This is a genomic window from Hymenobacter tibetensis, from assembly GCF_022827545.1.
Taxonomy (GTDB): Bacteria; Bacteroidota; Bacteroidia; order Cytophagales; family Hymenobacteraceae; genus Hymenobacter; species Hymenobacter tibetensis.
In genome coordinates this window covers 2,872,997-2,890,006 of record NZ_CP094669.1, presented here as the reverse complement: position 1 = coordinate 2,890,006, position 17,010 = coordinate 2,872,997, and the positions used below count along the sequence as shown (strand labels likewise).

General features: G+C 56.2%; 17 protein-coding genes and 1 riboswitch. Of the genes, 9 read left to right on the top strand and 8 right to left on the bottom strand.

Going from position 1 to position 17,010, the window contains the following annotated elements; all coding sequences use genetic code 11:
• Window positions 1-28 precede the first annotated feature (28 nt).
• Window positions 29-346 (bottom strand): hypothetical protein, encoded by a 318-nt coding sequence (locus tag MTX78_RS11550; protein WP_243793998.1) that lies wholly within the window; start codon window positions 344-346, stop codon window positions 29-31.
• A gap of 171 nt (window positions 347-517) precedes the next feature.
• Window positions 518-913, bottom strand: a complete 396-nt coding sequence (locus MTX78_RS11545) for an acyl-CoA thioesterase (RefSeq protein WP_243793997.1) — start codon at window positions 911-913, stop codon at window positions 518-520.
• 171 nt (window positions 914-1,084) lie between these two features.
• Window positions 1,085-1,277, bottom strand: a riboswitch (cobalamin riboswitch).
• A 258-nt stretch (window positions 1,278-1,535) separates the two neighbouring features.
• Here MTX78_RS11545 and MTX78_RS11540 point away from each other — a divergent pair.
• Window positions 1,536-2,063, top strand: a complete 528-nt coding sequence (locus tag MTX78_RS11540; RefSeq protein ID WP_243793996.1) for a DUF2911 domain-containing protein — start codon at window positions 1,536-1,538, stop codon at window positions 2,061-2,063.
• A 319-nt stretch (window positions 2,064-2,382) separates the two neighbouring features.
• Here MTX78_RS11540 and MTX78_RS11535 read toward each other — a convergent pair whose 3' ends face one another.
• Window positions 2,383-3,363 carry a tryptophan 2,3-dioxygenase family protein gene (locus MTX78_RS11535; protein WP_243793995.1) on the bottom strand — a complete coding sequence of 327 codons (981 nt, stop codon included), beginning with the start codon at window positions 3,361-3,363 and terminating at the stop codon, window positions 2,383-2,385.
• 200 nt (window positions 3,364-3,563) lie between these two features.
• Here MTX78_RS11535 and sdaAB point away from each other — a divergent pair, with 200 nt between their 5' ends.
• The 7 genes from sdaAB (at window position 3,564) to MTX78_RS11500 (ending at window position 9,896) form a co-directional block, all read left to right on the top strand.
• Complete coding sequence (sdaAB, locus tag MTX78_RS11530) at window positions 3,564-4,244, top strand: L-serine ammonia-lyase, iron-sulfur-dependent subunit beta (protein WP_243793993.1); 681 nt, start codon at window positions 3,564-3,566, stop codon at window positions 4,242-4,244.
• A gap of 78 nt (window positions 4,245-4,322) precedes the next feature.
• Window positions 4,323-5,858 carry a TolC family protein gene (locus MTX78_RS11525; protein WP_243793991.1) on the top strand — a complete coding sequence of 512 codons (1,536 nt, stop codon included), beginning with the start codon at window positions 4,323-4,325 and terminating at the stop codon, window positions 5,856-5,858.
• Between the two features lie 90 nt (window positions 5,859-5,948).
• The gene (locus MTX78_RS11520; protein WP_243793989.1) at window positions 5,949-7,355 is read left to right on the top strand and encodes an efflux RND transporter periplasmic adaptor subunit; all 1,407 of its coding nucleotides are present in this window, start codon (window positions 5,949-5,951) and stop codon (window positions 7,353-7,355) included.
• 202 nt (window positions 7,356-7,557) lie between these two features.
• Window positions 7,558-8,547 (top strand): NAD(P)H-dependent glycerol-3-phosphate dehydrogenase, encoded by a 990-nt coding sequence (locus MTX78_RS11515; RefSeq protein WP_243793988.1) that lies wholly within the window; start codon window positions 7,558-7,560, stop codon window positions 8,545-8,547.
• Between the two features lie 20 nt (window positions 8,548-8,567).
• Window positions 8,568-9,020, top strand: a complete 453-nt coding sequence (locus tag MTX78_RS11510) for a hypothetical protein (RefSeq protein ID WP_243793987.1) — start codon at window positions 8,568-8,570, stop codon at window positions 9,018-9,020.
• Between the two features lie 37 nt (window positions 9,021-9,057).
• Window positions 9,058-9,465, top strand: coding sequence for a DUF4259 domain-containing protein (locus tag MTX78_RS11505; RefSeq protein ID WP_243793985.1), 408 nt, complete (start codon window positions 9,058-9,060; stop codon window positions 9,463-9,465).
• On the top strand, window positions 9,462-9,896 hold the full coding sequence (locus tag MTX78_RS11500) for an EamA family transporter (RefSeq protein WP_243793984.1): 435 nt from the start codon (window positions 9,462-9,464) through the stop codon (window positions 9,894-9,896). The genes MTX78_RS11505 and MTX78_RS11500 overlap by 4 nt, the downstream gene beginning before the upstream one ends.
• A gap of 28 nt (window positions 9,897-9,924) precedes the next feature.
• On the opposite strand, the gene MTX78_RS11495 is transcribed toward MTX78_RS11500, so the two are convergent.
• From MTX78_RS11495 to pdxH, 5 genes are all read right to left on the bottom strand, one after another.
• The gene (locus MTX78_RS11495; protein ID WP_243793983.1) at window positions 9,925-11,634 is read right to left on the bottom strand and encodes a hypothetical protein; all 1,710 of its coding nucleotides are present in this window, start codon (window positions 11,632-11,634) and stop codon (window positions 9,925-9,927) included.
• A gap of 57 nt (window positions 11,635-11,691) precedes the next feature.
• Entirely contained in the window at window positions 11,692-13,440 is a 1,749-nt protein-coding gene (locus MTX78_RS11490; RefSeq protein ID WP_243793982.1) for a hypothetical protein, read from the bottom strand.
• Entirely contained in the window at window positions 13,437-14,024 is a 588-nt protein-coding gene (locus MTX78_RS11485) for a Maf family nucleotide pyrophosphatase (protein ID WP_243793981.1), read from the bottom strand. Before MTX78_RS11485 ends, MTX78_RS11490 begins: the two co-directional genes overlap by 4 nt.
• Window positions 14,025-14,094: 70 nt before the next feature.
• The gene (locus MTX78_RS11480; protein WP_243793980.1) at window positions 14,095-15,414 is read right to left on the bottom strand and encodes a DUF1015 domain-containing protein; all 1,320 of its coding nucleotides are present in this window, start codon (window positions 15,412-15,414) and stop codon (window positions 14,095-14,097) included.
• A 140-nt stretch (window positions 15,415-15,554) separates the two neighbouring features.
• Window positions 15,555-16,205, bottom strand: coding sequence for a pyridoxamine 5'-phosphate oxidase (gene pdxH, locus MTX78_RS11475; protein WP_243793978.1), 651 nt, complete (start codon window positions 16,203-16,205; stop codon window positions 15,555-15,557).
• Between the two features lie 228 nt (window positions 16,206-16,433).
• Between pdxH and MTX78_RS11470 the strand changes: the two genes are divergently transcribed.
• On the top strand, window positions 16,434-17,000 hold the full coding sequence (locus MTX78_RS11470; protein ID WP_243793977.1) for a YqgE/AlgH family protein: 567 nt from the start codon (window positions 16,434-16,436) through the stop codon (window positions 16,998-17,000).
• The last annotated feature ends 10 nt before the right edge of the window (window positions 17,001-17,010 follow it).

The window sequence follows — 17,010 nt, the reverse complement described above, 5'->3', positions numbered from 1 at the left end:
GGTGGTGATTGCAACAACTGCCTAGGAGCTATTCGCTGAACGCCAGGGTATCGGTATCGTTGGATTTTTTGCGCGGCCAGAATTTCTCCATGGATTGGTTGAAGGTGCTCAGCACCTGAGCCCTAACTTCCCCGGAGCTGTTGCGCAGCAATTGGCCCAGCATATGCCGGTACATCTCCGTAGTAACTTCGAGCCCTTTGGCGCTTACAAGTCCGTGGTGGAGCAGGTCGCAGTTGGTTGCAACGGCGTTAGACATCGATTCAGTGAGCTGCTCACGGGCTTTGTCGGCCTCTTCAAATGATTTTTCCAAACGGGCGCTTAAGTCAGGGTGATACTGATGGTCCATCTTTCAACAGGCAAATGCAGCGGAGTTACTTCTGTACGGCCTTTCTAACTAAAGAGGAAGCAAAAAAGGTTCAGTATATAGCGCTATCGGGGAGCATCCAAAAATGTGCTGCGCAGTACTATTTGAATATAAAGTATTTGACTGTCAAGAAATGCGGCCGTTCACAATTTCTTATTCTGCCAGAATGCGCACAGGCCGCTTGTCCTGATCAATAGCAACGAAGGTAAATAGCCCGGAAACGGCTCGGTGACGCTCTTCGGAGTACATCTGTTCCACAAACAGCTCGACTTGCACTTGCAGGCTGGTATTGCCTACCCGTACAACGGTACCAATCAACTCCACAAGGCTGCCTCCGGGAATAGGATGCGTGAAGTCCACTTTGTCTGACGAAACCGTAACCATTTTGAGGCGGCTAAAACGGGTGGCCGTAATAAAAGCCACTTCGTCCATCATATGTAGAGTGGCGCCCCCAAAGAGGGTATCGTAGTGGTTGGTGGTGTTCGGAAAAACGGCTTTGAAGATGCGCGTTTCGGCGCGGGCAATTTTGTCGGTCAAAGACAAGGACATAAAAGAAGGGGGTTGACAAGGAACTGACTAACCCTTCGCTCAATTTGGCGGTAGCCTGCACCTTAAGTCTAGGTAGGTGAGAACAAGACATGCGGTAGCCTGTGCCACTCTACGGTGGCTGCTCACACAGCTTTTCAGCACCCAACAAGGACCTTTTTCGCGAAGGCAACCTTATCAACTCAGCGGAAGGCAGGTCTCCTGACTTGTAACGTTTTCACCTCCCTTCTCAGCCAGCTGGTGCCAGCCAATGGGTTTGCTAGGATGAAAACTCTTCGTTACTTACAGTAGCGCGACTGTCCGGGATTTACACCCGGTTCCCTTTTCATTTCGGTATTACCCGAAAACCTTTCGCCGTCTGAATTCAAATCGAACAAAGAACAACAAGGGGCAAAGGTAGGTTGTAAGCTCAACTTCCACCTGGTATAGGTGTTTGCGTCCGTCCGGTGGCCTCTCGAACAGGGGGCTGCATCATTAACACGGCGTTTCAAGCAGGGCCCCACCGCTGCGTGGCAGGTTATTTGCCTTGCGCTTGTCGGGCATACGTCTTTGTTTTGAAAATAGCGTCTGTGCCTATACTATCATGCTCTCGTTCACTTTTTCCCAACCCTTCCACATTACCGTCATGCGTAACCACACTTCTAAATTTCTGCTTGTTTTTGTTTGGCTGCTGTTACTCGGTAGTAACAGTGCCTTCGCCCAAACAAAAATGCCGGAAGACAAGTCCAAGCGTCCAAGCCCAATGGCTACCGTGGCGGGTCCTGGTTTCACTATCGAGTACAGCCGTCCTTCGATGAAGGGCCGCAAGATATTCGGTGAGCTAGAGCCCTACGGTAAGGTGTGGCGCACCGGTGCCAACGAGGCCACCACGTTCGAAGCCAAGCAAGCCGTCAAAATCAATGGTCAGGCGCTACCAGCCGGCACCTATGCATTGTTCACCATCCCCGGCGAGCAGGAGTGGACCATCATCTTCAATAAGACGGCCAAGCAGTGGGGCGCCTTTAAATACGATGAGAAGCAAGACGCGCTACGCGTGAAAGTGAAGCCAACTAAAACGGCGCAACCCGTTGAGCAGTTCACCATAGCCGCCGACAAAGCCGGCACCGTAACGATGGCCTGGGAAAACACGCAGGCTGCTTTCACTGTAAAGTAACAACCGCCGAAAATAGGCTAAACAACAGGGCCACCGTTTCTAGGAAACGGTGGCCCTGTTGTTTTATATACTGATCAACGCATACTAGGCTACCGTTTATACGTGTTGCCTTTCAGCAAGCCGTGGATGAGTTAATTGGCAATACCGACCGTAACCGGAATGGAAGCTCTCTCAGGTTCACTAGAGGCCTCTACTCTAAAATGCAGATGCAGACTTGGATTCCACCCCGTGTTGCCGCTACAGCCACTAGTCTCTTCCTAACCTGTTTGCTAGTCTGGTTGTGCTGTACTACTGTCCCGCCCAAAGCGCACGTGACACGCTACGCCCGTGGCTCGTCGCCTAGTACGCTTTCCACCCAGCCTTTTCCCCAGTCTTCCAATTCCTGAGCACTCCAGAGCTGGGGGTAGAAGATGCGGCGCTGGAACTTGGGAGGCAGGTACTTCTTCCAGTTGGTGCCGCCGGTGGCTGCTAATGCAGTAGGGTCCCGCTCCAGGTAGCGCACGGCCGACTTGAAGTGCATTAGGGGCCAATTCACATTCACGTTCACATCCAGTTGCTTGAGTTGGCGCAGCAAGCGCGGATGCTGCCGGTCTTCTTCAGGTAAGCGCTGCACCACGCTCCACACATTCCGGTCGCGGTAATGAGCGGCGTGGGTAGCGAGCTGCTGGGTGTATTTTTCTTCGAACTGAATGAGCGTTAAAGCTTTGACACCACTCTCTTCAATCGTTGCTCCAGCCTTCCAATAGATGCAGCCAAGCAACTCATCATGAGCGGCGGCCTCCCCGAGCAGCCGCCGTTTTTCTTTGTCCAGCAGGTTGTCGAGCGAGGTGCTAGCAATTTCAATCATGCGATACTGCACCGATTGAAAGCCCGAAGCAGGCATCAGGGACATTCGAAACTGCAGAAACTGCTGCTTGTCCATGCCATCCACCATCACATCAAACGAGTCGATCAGGTTCTCGAAGTAGCGGTTGATGCGGCCTACTCGTAGCACCACCTCTTGTAGGGTGGGGTGCTGCAATTCGCCTATCTGCTCGTACTCGCAAAGGCAGAGCTTGAAATAAAGCTCCGTAATCTGGTGGTACATGATAAAGATTCGCTCGTCGGGAATCTTGGTGAGTGGGCGTTGCAGGCTAAGTAGGGTATCGAGGTTGATGTAGTCCCAGTAGTTGATGTAGTCAGCGAAGTACAGCCCTTCCAGATAGGCGGCCAGGTCTTGGCCGTCGGCACTATACTTTTCCTGCAGCCGGCGTAGCTGGCTCCATACGGCTTCCGGAAACTCGTCTTGGGGGGTAGGCATGAGAAAAAATACGTGGGCGGCGTGGGTGATTACGGCACAAAGAACGAAAAAGCCAACGAATCGGCGAGGCCCGGGCAACCCCAGCAGGCTACGCAGCATCTATCCTACAGACAGCATGTTCCCGGGTGCTGCCGCTGGAAAATGCACCGGTTGTTTGTCCCTTGGTATCCCCGTCGAATCTGATACCTTTACCCTGTCTTATGGCTGAGAAAAGCAGTATTTTCGACATGATTGGACCGGTCATGATCGGGCCCAGTTCCTCGCACACGGCGGGCGTGGTGCGCATTGCCCGCGCCGCAATCCGTATTCTGGGTAGCGTACCGACCCACGCTACCATCACGTTCTACAATTCCTTTGCCCGCACCTACGAAGGGCACGGCTCCGACCGCGCCATTGTGGCGGGCCTGCTGGGCATGACCACCGACGACGTGCGCATCCGCGAAGCCTTCGATCATGCGCGGGAAGCCGGCTTGCAGTACACGTTTCAGGGCGTAGGCAACGCGTCTACGATGCACCCCAACACCATTAAAGTGCAGTTGCGCGATGAGCGTACTGGCCACGTCGTGGAGGTAGTAGGCCAAAGCCGCGGGGGCGGCGTCATCCGCATTGTGGAGGTAGACGGCTTCCCGTCCGACTTCTCTGGCAGCCTGCACACGCTCATTCTTGATGCCGACGATGCCAAGGGCTCTATTGCCTTCATTGCCTCCGTCATTGCGCACGACGACTGCAACATTGCCACGATGCTGGTATCACGCAAGGGAAAAAACGACGTAGCTCGGCAGTTCATTGAGATGGATTCCAGCATCAAAGATGTGACGCTGGCCTACCTGCGCCAGTTGAGCTGGGTGCACCGCGTGACCTATATTCCAACCATAGATTAGCTGCTGCATGGCATGGCCTCGGATGTAGACCTGCCTTCACCTCTGCCTTCCAAGACCTTATTACTTCAAGCTGTCAAGATGAAATCAACTGCTACGCTGACCCGTTTGCTGGCTCTGGTAGGGACCACTACGCTGCTAACGCACGTAGTTCAGCCCGTGTTGGCCCAAACTACCCCGCCGGCCCAGCCGCCCGCCGGCACGTTAGCCCAGCCAACTGCGGTTGCTGGCGCACCATTCACGCTGCAAAGTGCTGTCAATTATGCCCTGGAGCACAACTTGACGGTTCGGCAGTCGCAGTTGAATGCAGAGGCCAGCAAAGTGACGCAGCGGGCGGGGCGGGGGGCCTTGCTACCTACTTTCAACCTAAGCGGTAGCCAAACCTGGAACTACGGTACTGGTCTGGATCCTCTGACCAACGACTTCGTTAGTCAAACTATTCGCTCCAACAACTTCTCGGCCTTCTCGCAGGTTACGCTCTTTTCGGGGTTCCAGCTGCGCAACACTGTGAAGCGGAACGCCCTGGACTTGCAGGCTAGCCAAGGCGATGTAGAGAAGGCGCGCAACGATTTGTCGTTGAATGTGGCCTCTGCCTACTTGCAGCTACTGTTGTCGGAGGAGTTGATTCGTACCAACCAAACTCGGCTTAACAGCACCCAGCAGCAGGTGGAGCGTACCCGCAAGCTGCTCAAAGCTGGCTCGGTGCCGGAAAGCAACCTGCTCGACAGCCAGGCCCAATTGGCTTCCGATGAGCTAACGGTTATTACGGCTCAGAATCAGCGCGACTTGGCTCGTCTCACTCTGATTCAGTTGCTTAACCTAGATGCTGCCGGCGCGGCGGCTTTTCGCATTGACATGCCAGCTCTGGCTGACCCCGACGACCAAGCCGCTTACGATGCCGAGCCGAGTGCTATCTACGAAACAGCTTTGGGGCTACAGCCCGACGTAAAAGCGGCCGACCTGCGCGTGCGTTCCGCGCAAATGGGCGTGGATGTAGCGAAGGGCGCGTACCTGCCGCGGCTCACCTTTGCCGCTGGTGTGTTCACGGGTTTCTCGTCGTCGCGGCTGGCTCGCGTATTCAGCGGCGACTCCACCGAGGCGGTTCCTATTCCGGTCGTACGCCTCGACAACGGCCAGTTCACGGGCTTTGGGGTGCTGCAGCCTCGGCAGCCTCGGGTGGAGTTTTTGCCAGCGAAGTTCTCTAATCAATTGCAGGACAACATTGGCCGGCAGTTGCAATTCAATCTTAACATTCCTATTCTGAACGGTTTCCAGGCGCGTACCAATGTGCAGCGGGCCCAGGTAACCGCCCAACAAGCCGAACTGCAAGCCGAGCAAACCCGCCTGACGTTGCGGCAGAACATTCAGCAAGCGGCCGCCGATGCCCTTGCGGCTCAACGCCAGTTCACTTCCTCGAAGCGGCAGGTGGAAGCCCTGACGGCCGCCTACCGCAACGCGGAAATCCGCTTCAACAACGGCTTGCTGAACGGCACGGAGTTCAACATCGCCAAAAACAACCTGGCGGGTGCCGAATCGACGATGATTCAGAATAAATACCAGTTTATTTTCCGCCGTAAGGTGCTGGATTTCTATCAGGGCCGCCCACTTGCACTTTAGGATAGCTGATTAACTGAGCCGCTGAGTACTTTTGCTTGAACGCTGCTTTGTTATTCTCCACTCTCTCTTTAGTCACTCAGTTTTGCTTTCATGAAGAACAACCGCTTACTCTATATTCTGCTGGGCCTTGTCTTGGTGCTTGTTGTCGGCTTTATGGTGGGCAAAAAGCAGGGCTGGATAGGTAAGCCAGCCGGTACGGAGGTAACGGCCGCCAAGGCCACCACGGTCAACATTGTGGAGCAGGTTAGTGCCTCAGGCAAGGTGCAGCCCGAAACAGAAGTGAAAATCTCGCCCGACGTATCGGGGGAGATTATTCAGTTGTATGTGCAGGAAGGAGATTCGGTGAAGAAGGGCCAACTGCTGCTCCGCATTCGTCCCGATAACTACCAGGCCATGGTCAACCAGCAGTCGGCGGCGGTGAACTCGCAGCGGGCCAACGTAGGCCAGACCCAGGCCCGGCTACAACAGCTGATTGCCAATGCCAAACAAACCGAGCTAACGTACCGCCGCAATGCGTCGCTCTACAAGCAGAAGGTGATTTCGCAGGCAGATTATGAGGCGGCGAAAGCAGCCTACGAAGCGTCGCAGGAAGAGCTAAACAGTGCGCGGCAGAGTATCCGGGCCGCGCAAAGCAACGTACAGAGCGCCCAGGCCGGGTTGGAAGAAGCCCGCCGCAACCTCGACAAAACCACCATTTACGCGCCCGTAAGTGGCACTGTAAGCAAGCTCAACGTGGAGAAAGGCGAGCGGGTAGTAGGTACGTCGCAGATGGCGGGTACCGAAATCATGCGCATCGCCAACCTGAACTCCATGGAAGTGCGGGTCAACGTGAATGAAAACGACATCATCAACGTGCAGCTCGGCGACTCAGCCATCGTGGAAGTGGATTCATATGCCAGCAAGGACGAGAAGTTTCGCGGCCTCGTAACCAGCATTGCCAATACCGCCAAAGACGCCCTGACGGCTGAAGCAGTTACCGAATTCGAAGTGCGCATCCGGTTGCTGCCGGACTCGTATCGGCACTTGCTGCGCACCACCAACGGGCGCACCGTGGTGCCGTTCCGGCCCGGTATGACGGCCTCCGTAGACGTTATTACCAACCGCAAAACGGGCGTGTTGAGTGTACCTCTCGCGGCCGTCACCACCCGTTCGGATAGCGCCATGACCGAGAGTAAAGACTCTAATAAGGCGCCGGGTGTACGGGTGAGCCGGGGGGGCGCGGCCAACGAAGCAACTCCAACTCCCAAGGCGGCGGCCGTGCAGGAAGTGGTGTTCGTGATTAAAAACGGCAAAGCGGTGATGACGCCCGTCAAAACCGGTATCAGCGACTTCCAGAACATCGAGATTCTAAGTGGCTTGCAAGCGGGTGCTCAGGTGGTAAGCGGCCCCTTCCGGGCGGTTGCTAAGACCCTGAAAGATGATATGCCTGTTGTAATAAAGGACGCCAAAAGCCTCAACAAAGAGGCCTTGAAAGAAGGGCCGGAAGACAACAACTAGACTGCTGCCTAGGCAGTTCGCTTGAGTACAGCAGCGTATTGTTTGCTGAACCCAACTTGAAAGAAAAACAAGCCCTTGACGATTGATATGCGTCAAGGGCTTGTCTATTAAGGAAACTTCGCACATTTGAGGAGTAGGGCGTCTGGACCGGCTCCGGCCGCGCGGCGGCCCTATTCCTTGCCACCTGTTACCTGTTACCTAGTTGGAAAAAATAGCCATGCTCGGCGGCGGCTCCTGGGCCACTGCTCTCACCAAGATTTTGTCGGAAAACGGAGCCCGGGTAGGCTGGTGGCTGCGCTCGAAAGACGACGTGCAACACCTGCGCAGCACCCGGCACAATCCGCGCTACCTCTCGTCGGTAGCCCACGACTTAACCCGCGTCTTTCCTTCCACCGACTTGGAAGAGGTTGTGCGCGAAGCTGATTGGCTGGTGCTAGCCGTGCCGGCGGCTTTTGTGCAAGCCGTACTTGACAAGCTGGACCGCGACGCGCTGCGCAACAAGCGGATTATTTCGGCCATCAAGGGCATGATACCAGGCAAAAACGTGCTGGTAACCGACTACGTCGCTGAGCGGTTTCGGGTGCCGCACACGCAGATTGGGGTGGTAGCAGGGCCGTGCCATGCCGAGGAAGTGGCTTTTGAAAAGCAGAGCTACCTCACTATCGGCTCGCCTGATTCGGTGCTGGCCGAGGATTTCTGCCGCCTGCTGCGCAACCGCTACGTGAAAGCCAATCCCGCCCAGGACCTCGACGGCATCGAGTATTTCTCGGTGATGAAGAACATTATAGCGTTGACTGCTGGCATAGCGCACGGCCTTGGCTACGGCGACAATTTTCAGGCGGTGCTGGTGAGCAATGCCATCCAGGAAATGCGCCGTTTCGTGCACGCCCTCAACCCCCAACCCCGCGACCTATCCGGCTCCGCCTACCTCGGCGACTTGCTTGTAACGGCCTATTCGCAGTTTTCGCGTAACCGAGCTTTCGGCAATATGGTGGGCCGTGGCTACTCGGTGAAGTCGGCACAGTTGGAAATGAACATGATTGCCGAAGGATACTATGCCGTGAAAAGCATTTACGAGTTGAACCGCAAGCTGATGGTGCCCATGCCCATCACGTCGGCAGCCTATCATATTCTGTACGAGAAGATTTCGCCAGCCGTAGAGTTGGAACTGCTGAAAGAGAAGTTCAGGTAAAGTGCTCAGCTTTACATGCTATGTGGATTTCGATAAAAAATCAAGGAGATGCCGATTTCTTGATGCAGACATTCAGGGGCTTTCACGATAGCTGTATCAAGGAGCTAGCGATACAAAACCGTGAATTTGTGGACGAGCATCTAGCTATGCATTTTGACAATAAAACCTTTGTCAAAGTATTGTTTCAGAGTCAGTTTAAGGAGAATTCTGTTCTAGAAATGCTATTTGAAGATGTAGTAGATTTTAATTGGGTGCAGGATGAAAAGAGTTCTGATGTCACAGCTAGCCTGATTTTCGAAGCAGTCTGCCTTTGGGAGAATGATACACTGTATTGGGCTGAAAATATGGAGTGGCAAATAGATTCATCTAATAAAAACGATTACCGGTGGATTGCTGCTAAGCTATGCCACTGGCGCATTCTAGAAGCTGCTTTAGGTTCTGACACAATACTTTTTCAGCCTGCCGACTTGTAAAGGCGTATATCCGCTTGAAACAATCTCACCACGCCCTATGAGCACTTGGAGCTATTACACTTTCGACAACGACGCGGCGGCTGATTTCGCCGAGAGCTTCCTGGAAAATCCCAACGAGGCCGTGCTATATGAGGCGCTGGCTACGGCCGCCGAAGAAGAAGGCCAACTAGAAGCAGATGACGCTAGCGTGGCCTTGGCCGCCGCCGAAATAGTGGCTGCTATCCTAGGCAAGCCGGCCCAAGACTTGCCACCCGGCCTGATTCCGGCCATTGTGCACCTTGATGCCGATGGCGAGGATTTGCGCGAACTGGCCGAGCAGGCAGTGAAAGTAGTGCTGGAGAAGTCGGTGCTACAGGAACAGCGCGCAGCCGGCGACGAGTATAGCAACTGGCAAGGCCTGCAACAAAACCTGCTAACCCGCCTCCAAGACGCCGACGAAGAATGAACTGGCTCCAGCTAGCTGCCTGCGCCGCGCTGGGTATGGCGCTCTACAACCTGTTTATCAAAGCGGCATCCGGTCAAATCCACCAAATGGTGGGAGCAGTGGTGCTGCAAGTGGTAGCTGCCCTGATCGGTGTGGGACTCTTGCTGCTGCTCTACCTGCGTGGGACACTACCTGCTACTTTAGTTACTTCCCGAGGCATCACGCTGGCAGCCTTGGCGGGTGTGAGCATCGGCGTGGCCGAAATTCTGACGTTTGCCGTGTACGCGAAAGGAGCGCCAGCTGCTGTTGGTACGCCACTTATTGTAGGCGGCTCGGTGCTGCTGACAGCTCTATTAGGCGTATTGGTACTGCGCGAGGCGTTGGCTTGGCCGCAGGCGTTGGGGCTGCTGCTGGTTGTGGGCGGTATTGCGTTATTGTCGCGTGGGCATTGAATTAGGGCGGCAGTGAAGCTAGGAGGCGCTACCGCTTCGGTGGAAGCATTATTTCGCTGCTTTCTTGCTCCTTGCGGCTATAAATTACAACAAACTTGTTTTCATATACTGGGGTGTAGAAAGGAGGCTGCGCCCAAGTGGGTAAAGAGTCGCCGTCGCGGCCCTGAACGGTGTAATCATACTGCTGACCAGGAGCAGGAGAGGAATGCAGAAGCAGGGAGCGGTTTTCCTGCTGAGCATAATGCCTGAAAAACAGCTCATACGTAGGGGCAGCCAGTAAAACGCGTGTTTTGCCTTGGTTAGTGAGCCACGCATAGGCGGCTTGCATCTGCTGTTCTTCGCGCACTTCGTCTTGATGCGGGGCCAGTTGCCGCCGAAACTGGTACGCCCCATAGGCTCCCACTAACAGCAAGCTGAGTGCTAGTTGGTACTTGGCAGCAACACGAAGGCGAGTCAAAAGCGCAATGGCCACCAAGCTGCCCAGTACGCAGCCGAAATAGCTCATACAAAGCAGGGCCCGCGGCGGAACAAGTACTTGCTGCACGGCCATTAGGGGGATGGGCAGCAGTACAAGCAGCCAGGCTACTATTGCCAGAGCTTTGTTCGGCCGTGGTAGCAACCATACCAGTGCGGGGCCCAGAGCCATCAGGGCGCCACCCGCCACCATGCCAATGCGTCCGTTGCCGGCTAGCATATCGGCCAGAGAGCGTAAATACCGCAGGTATTGGTTCCAAAATACGGTATCTGCCATCGTGGCAACATAATGGTTGCCTACCAGTTGCTGCACCCCCGACACGCACAGCACCGGCAGATATAACAGGAGCGTAGTCAGGCCAACAATGCTGCCTGCTAGCACTAAATGCCCAATTTCCAACCAACGCCGCTGCCACACCAACCCCACTAATAGCCCACTACTCAAGGCTAAGAAGGGATAAAGAAATGTGGGAATAGTGTAGAACCCCAGGATGCTACTGGTCACGAATAGCACCCAGCCCAGCCGGCGGTAGGAAGCAACCTGCCATACTGCTAGCACAGCAAAAAAAGCCAGTATTAGCAGGGCAAGCTGAAGAAAGTACCCACGGCCCGCTACGGCGTAGTATAGTCCCAACGGCAGAAAACTGAACAGCCCCGTGGCTAAAGTAGCCACCCGAAAACCACTCCAGCGAATCAGTAGCAAGTAGCCTAGCAGAGTGCCTACCGCTGAGGCTACAAACGTGGGTAGGCGCATCACCAGTCGCACGTCGTGGGAGAACAAGGAGAGGGGCCAGCAGAGGAAGTTGAACAGCAGGTGGTTGTTGGGAATAGGATAGAAGCTGCTGATAGTCAAAAGGCCGGGCCGCACAAAATAATCGTAGGAGGCTACTTCATCGGTGTTGAGCACGTAATCCGTCAGGTACCAAACTCGCACCGACAGGAGCACAACTAGCAAGCCCCCGCCCACCAACTGCTGCAGCCTCGACAAGTGCCGCGCCGTGCCAAGCAGCGTTTTTACCGCTCGGTGTAGTTCCTGCCCAAGCAGGTGAGTGTCTTGGCGCACCGCCGCTATCCGGATGTACAGTAGAGCCAATAGCACGCCGCAGGCCGCGGCCGTTGCGAGAAGTCCGCCCTTTAGGAGTTGGTAAGCGGCGGGTGTAATCGCCAGGGGTAAGTGCTTGTAGCCCCCTTCGTGGTAGGTTTGGCGGCCCAGAGCCAGTACTTGCTGGTAGGAAGATGGCCCCAAAATCAAAAGCAGAAACAAACTGCCAAGCAACAGACACCAAAAAAGCAGAACTAGAAACCCGCGTAAAGTCATACCTCAGGAGCCTGGCACTCGATGAATGCGGACGTCGATGTTTTCAAATAGAACGGGGAGTGCGCTATCAGCTACTTCCCCGGCCTCCTTGTCGAGAAGCTGGAAGTCATAGTAACTCTCTGGTTGGGGCGCGGCATCAATAGCCAGAGGCCAATGGTCGGCTTGGCTGTAGAACAGCAGGTACAGTTGGTAGTGGGTGTGGGTGGTAAGCACCGCGTGGGCCCGTTGCAGGCGTAGCCAGCTATAGACTTGAGTTACGCGGGCATTACGGCCAGCTTCGAGGGTGGCGCGGTGCTGAAACGGCACAAGTACCACGGCAGCCCACAGCAGCACGGGTAGCACAACGGTCAGGGCCGGTTGCTGCCGCCATCGTTGGAGCGCCGGCAAAGAAAGCAACGCATCAAGTAGCAAGGCTCCGAGCAAGAACACGAAAAACATACGGAACGAAAGCACCCGGGCCGGCGGGTACACCCCCCGGAAAGCCAGCACCACATAAGGCAGCCAAAGCAAGCCAAGCAGCAGTTTAATCAGCGGCAGGCTGAAGTGGTTGGTGTATTTCGAGCGGGTTGCTCCATAGCCTGCGAGGCTAACCGCTAGTACAACCGGCAGCCCGATACTACCGAGGCCGGTCAGTTGGCCGTCAATGAGTGCTGGGTAGGGTAGCGCATTCAACTCGGCAGTGTGCCCGGCTCCGGGCGCTACATATGCGTTGCCAAGCAAAGCGGCGGGCCCCGATACCAGCAACACCGGGGTGTAGAGGAGCAAAGTAGCCAGCGCCACCAGCAGCCCCGCCATACCTAGCCGCACCAGTTGGTGCGGCTGGCGCCACATACTGGCTGCCAAACCCACGCCCAAACCCACAAAAACCAGTAGAAACGTAGGGATAGTGTAAAAGCCTACTACACTGGCTCCTACTAGGCTAGCCCAGGCCAACCGGGGGCGCGCAGAGCCATACACCAAAGCTAGTCCGGCCAAGAAAGCTAGCTGACTGCATACAGCCAGCAGAAAGTAGCCCCGCCCAACCACTGCCTGAAACAGCGCATACGGAAAAAAAGCAAACAGCCCCATGCTCAACGCCACCACCTGAAACGGCCAACGCCGGAGCAGCAGCAAGCCCACCACCATGGTGCCGACCATACTGATGAGGAAGGCGGGCCCGCGCATCACCCAGTAAAAATTGGTGCTAAGCAAGCTAAACACCCAGCAAACAGCACTGTACAGAATATGATTGTTGGGAATAGGGTAGAAGCTGGTAGCAGCCACTGCCCCTTCCCGAACGAAAGAGAAATACGTCACTAGCTCGTCGCCGTAGAGTGGGAAACGCAGCACGTAATAGCCGCGCACTACGAATAGCACGGCCAATAGAAGCAGCCCCGTTCGGCGCTCTGCAAGTGTCAACGCGTGCCACGGCGCTAGCACCGATGGTCCGGTCCGCCATTCCTGGCGCAAGGCAGCTAGTTCTTGATAGAGCGTGCCTTTCGTTTGTAACTGCCACGCCACTATACCAACCAGGCCCCCGAGCAATGCCAGCAACAGGTTTTTGGCTAGGGCGTAGCCAGCAGGTTCAAGCGGAATAACGAGGTATCGGAACGTACTGTCGTGGTAACGAGCGTGGCGCAGGTGCTCAATATCGGCGTAGCTGCTGAAACCGAAAACTAGGCCTAGCCCTAGCGTAAGTAGCAGGAGCAGCACCACGCCTACTGCCACAAAAAAGCGGTAGGACACGGAAGCACCTGCGGAGCTTAAGTTCATGCTACGGGTAGCCACTCGTTGCCGCCCAGCTTCACCAATTCGTCCCAAACGCGGTGCACGGGCAAGCCCATGACGTTGAAGTACGACCCCTCCAGGCGGGTCACGGCTACCATGCCAATCCAGTCTTGCGCGCCGTAGGCTCCTGCTTTATCCAGTGGTGTATATTTGTGTACGTAGTGTTCTATTTCTGAGCGGGATAAAGAACGGAAATAAACCCGGGTTTGGTCGGAGAAAACTACTTGCTGGCCGTCGCCGCGAAGCAGGCAAACGCCCGTGAATACGTCGTGGGCCCGGCCTTGCAGGCGAGTGAGCATCTGGATGGCCTCAGTTGCATCGGCTGGCTTGTTGAGGACATCGTTGTCGAGACAAACAATGGTATCGGCTGTGAGCACCACTTCCTCAGGGGCCAAGTCGGCGCGGTAGGCGCTGGCTTTGTGGGCCGCCAGGTATTCGGCTACTTCGGCTCGTTGCAAATGCGCCGGAAATGATTCGTCCACTTCCTGCAAGCGCACGGTGTAGGGCACTCCTAAATCAGTGAGGAGTTGGCGCCGCCGTGGCGAATTAGAGGCCAGAATTAACTTCATTGCTACGAATTGTTTTGGTGTCGACTGCCCGTGTTCGTTACAAAGCACTCCCGAAAACTGGTAGGGTACCTCACTTGCCAGCGCCCGCTAAAAACGGATGCGCCGTTTCTTCGGCGCGGATGCTGCTGAACAGGAAGCCGCCAATGGTTTTGGGGTAGAAGAACGTGGATTTGGGCGGCATCACGGCGCCAGAGTGGCAGACCCGCTCCACCTCGTCCATCGTTACCTCATTGGTGATGAGGGCGGCCCGGGCTTCGCCGTCGTCTACGCGCTTCAAACACTCCGAGAAGCTGCGCACGTACGCCACGCCCGGCCACTGCCGTTGGGCATCCGGCCCCACAATACCCAGCACCTTTTCAAGAACGAAAAAATGCAGCACCGTGAGGTCCAGCGCTTTCACTTCGGTGGTGGTGTCCCAGCTGAGTTGCGTGTGCACCTCGGGCCGGAGCCGAATCTTGTAAGCCTGTCCACTGCGCAAATACAACCCGAACGCCCATTGCTTGCCAGCAATTAGCTCCGGCAGGTCGTAGGCGTCTTCTTTGGGTAGAATCAGAAAGTACGCTTCCAGGCGGGCCAGCAATTCCGCATCGGTCAGGTCGCCGGGCAACTCGAGCAGGAGACGGTGGGTTGGGAGGATGCGCAGGTCGTCGGCGGCCGAGTTGGTGAGGTACATCAGGTGGTAGTTCCACCCTTCCTGGCCGGTGGAGTTTGGGTTGGCAGCCAGCTGGGCTTGGCGGTAGGCCAAAGAGCCTTCGTAGCGGTGGTGCCCATCCGCCAGAATCACCTGCCGCTGGGCCAGCGCCGCTTGGAACTGCTCGATAATGCGGCTATCCTGAATTACGGCCAGCACATCACGGGCTCCCTGGTAGTCTTCGGCCGTTTCGTAGAGCGGGTCGAGCATGGCCTCGTCCATCCACCGCTCCAACTCGAAGGCATCGTCGCGGTAGAGGCCGTGGGTGGCACTGCTTTGAAACTCGGTGCGCGCCAGCAGTTCTGCCCGGTCATTGACGGAAGAGGGCAACGTGTTTTCATGGCGCAACACCACGTTATCGGTCCAGGCGTAGGCCCGAATGTGGCACATGAAGCCCTTGCGGCAAAACTCGCGGCTGCTGCCGGGCAGCCGGAAATACTGGTAATACACGTAGATGCCCGGCAACTCGTCTTGGCGCAGAATGCCGGTTTCTTGCCATTCCTGCAAGCGCCGCAAAGCCTCACCGGCGGGGTCGTCGCCGCGTGGTACGGAGAGGTGGATGCTGTTGAGTGGATTGCGGTACAGCGCCTCGCGCTGCTTCTGCGACACCACGTCGAACAGGGGCGAAACGTACTCGTCGATGTGCTGGCTCAGAACCGGATTGTACCGCCAGCCACGCAAGGGTTGAATTTCAGCCAAATCGTAAGAAAGGTTTCGGGTTGTTGCTTTTCAGTTGACGTAGTGCTCGGTGGTGCCCCGTTCCTAATCAGCCAGCACAGCTAGGCTTGCCCCACCAGTTAGCGGAGGCCACCAACAAGCACACCAAGCTTGGATATATATTAAGGAGCCAGACGGCTCAGCCGCCAAACGTCGCCTTCCAGCTCGTACACGATTCGGTCGTGCAACCGGCTGGGGCGGCCTTGCCACAGTTCCAGGCGGTGGGGGCGTACGAGGTAGCCGCCCCAATGCGGTGGGCGTGGCAGTGGATTTTGGTCGGCAAAGTCGGCCGCTACGGCATGCTCCCGTGCCTCCAGTTCGTCCCGGTTGCCGATTATCTGGCTCTGGGGGGAGGCCCAGGCCCCAATTTGGCTGCCCCGCGGGCGGCTTTGGAAATACTCTGTTGACAACGCATCGGGCGCTTTTTCCACCCGGCCTTCCACCCGCACCTGCCGTTCCAGCCCCGGCCAGAAAAAAGTAAGTGCCGCCAGGGGCCGCTCCGCCAGGTCGCGGCCCTTGCGGGAATCGTAGTTGGTGTAGAACAGAAAAGCCGCGTCGTCGGGCAACCCCTTCAGCAGTACCACGCGTGCCGACGGCTGCCCGGTGGCATCCACGGTGGAAACCGTCATGGCCGTGGGTTCATCGAGCTGGGCCTGAATAGCTTCTTCCAGCCACACCCGAAACTGGGGAATAGCGGTGGGTAGTACGTCGGCTTCGGAAAGGGTACGTTGCGCGTAAGTTTTGCGCAAGTCGGCCAAGTGCGGGTCGAGCATGAATCAATTACGTAAGGTTGGTTGTTACACGGAACTTGCCACCAGGCCGTTTGGTACTGTATCTGGCGGCCAGCTGCCCTAGCAACTGGCCGCAAGGTAGCACAATGCGGGCAGGCTGGGAACCCCCGGCCGCCCGTCTCACGTACTGAATACGCGTGATGGCCTGCCCAAGACAAACGCAAGTTGCTTGCCGGCCGTCACTCATTGCTTACGACTAACTTCAATGCTATGCCTCGCCTCCGTTCTAGCAGTCTGCTGATTTCGCAGCCTTTCCTTGGTGATCCTAACTTTGAGCGTTCGGTGGTGTTGCTATGCCGCCACGACGAAGAAGACGGCTCCTTTGGGCTCGTGCTCAATCGCGCTTCCAACCTACAGCTAGCCGACGTGCTACAACTTCCTATCCCCGTCGATTCGGCAGTGGCCCAAATGCCCTTGTTTCTTGGCGGCCCCGTGCAGCCCGATACCCTGCACTACCTGCATCAGCGTCCGGACGTGCCCGAGGCTATTGCCCTCGGCCAGGACGTATATTGGGGTGGCGACTTCGCCGTGTTGCTCGGCTTGCTGCTTAGTGGCGACCTGGCTCCCGAATCGGTCCGCTTTTACGCCGGATACTCGGGATGGACTGCCGGACAACTAGCCGATGAAATCGGGGAGAATGTTTGGATAGTGCATCCGGATGCTGCCGGGAAAGTCTTTACTTTGGACAATGATGCTTTCTGGCAAGCTATTTTGCGAGAAAAAGGGGGCCGTTACCGCGCCCTGTCCAATTATCCCGTTGATCCGCGCCTGAACTAGTTTCTTCCTT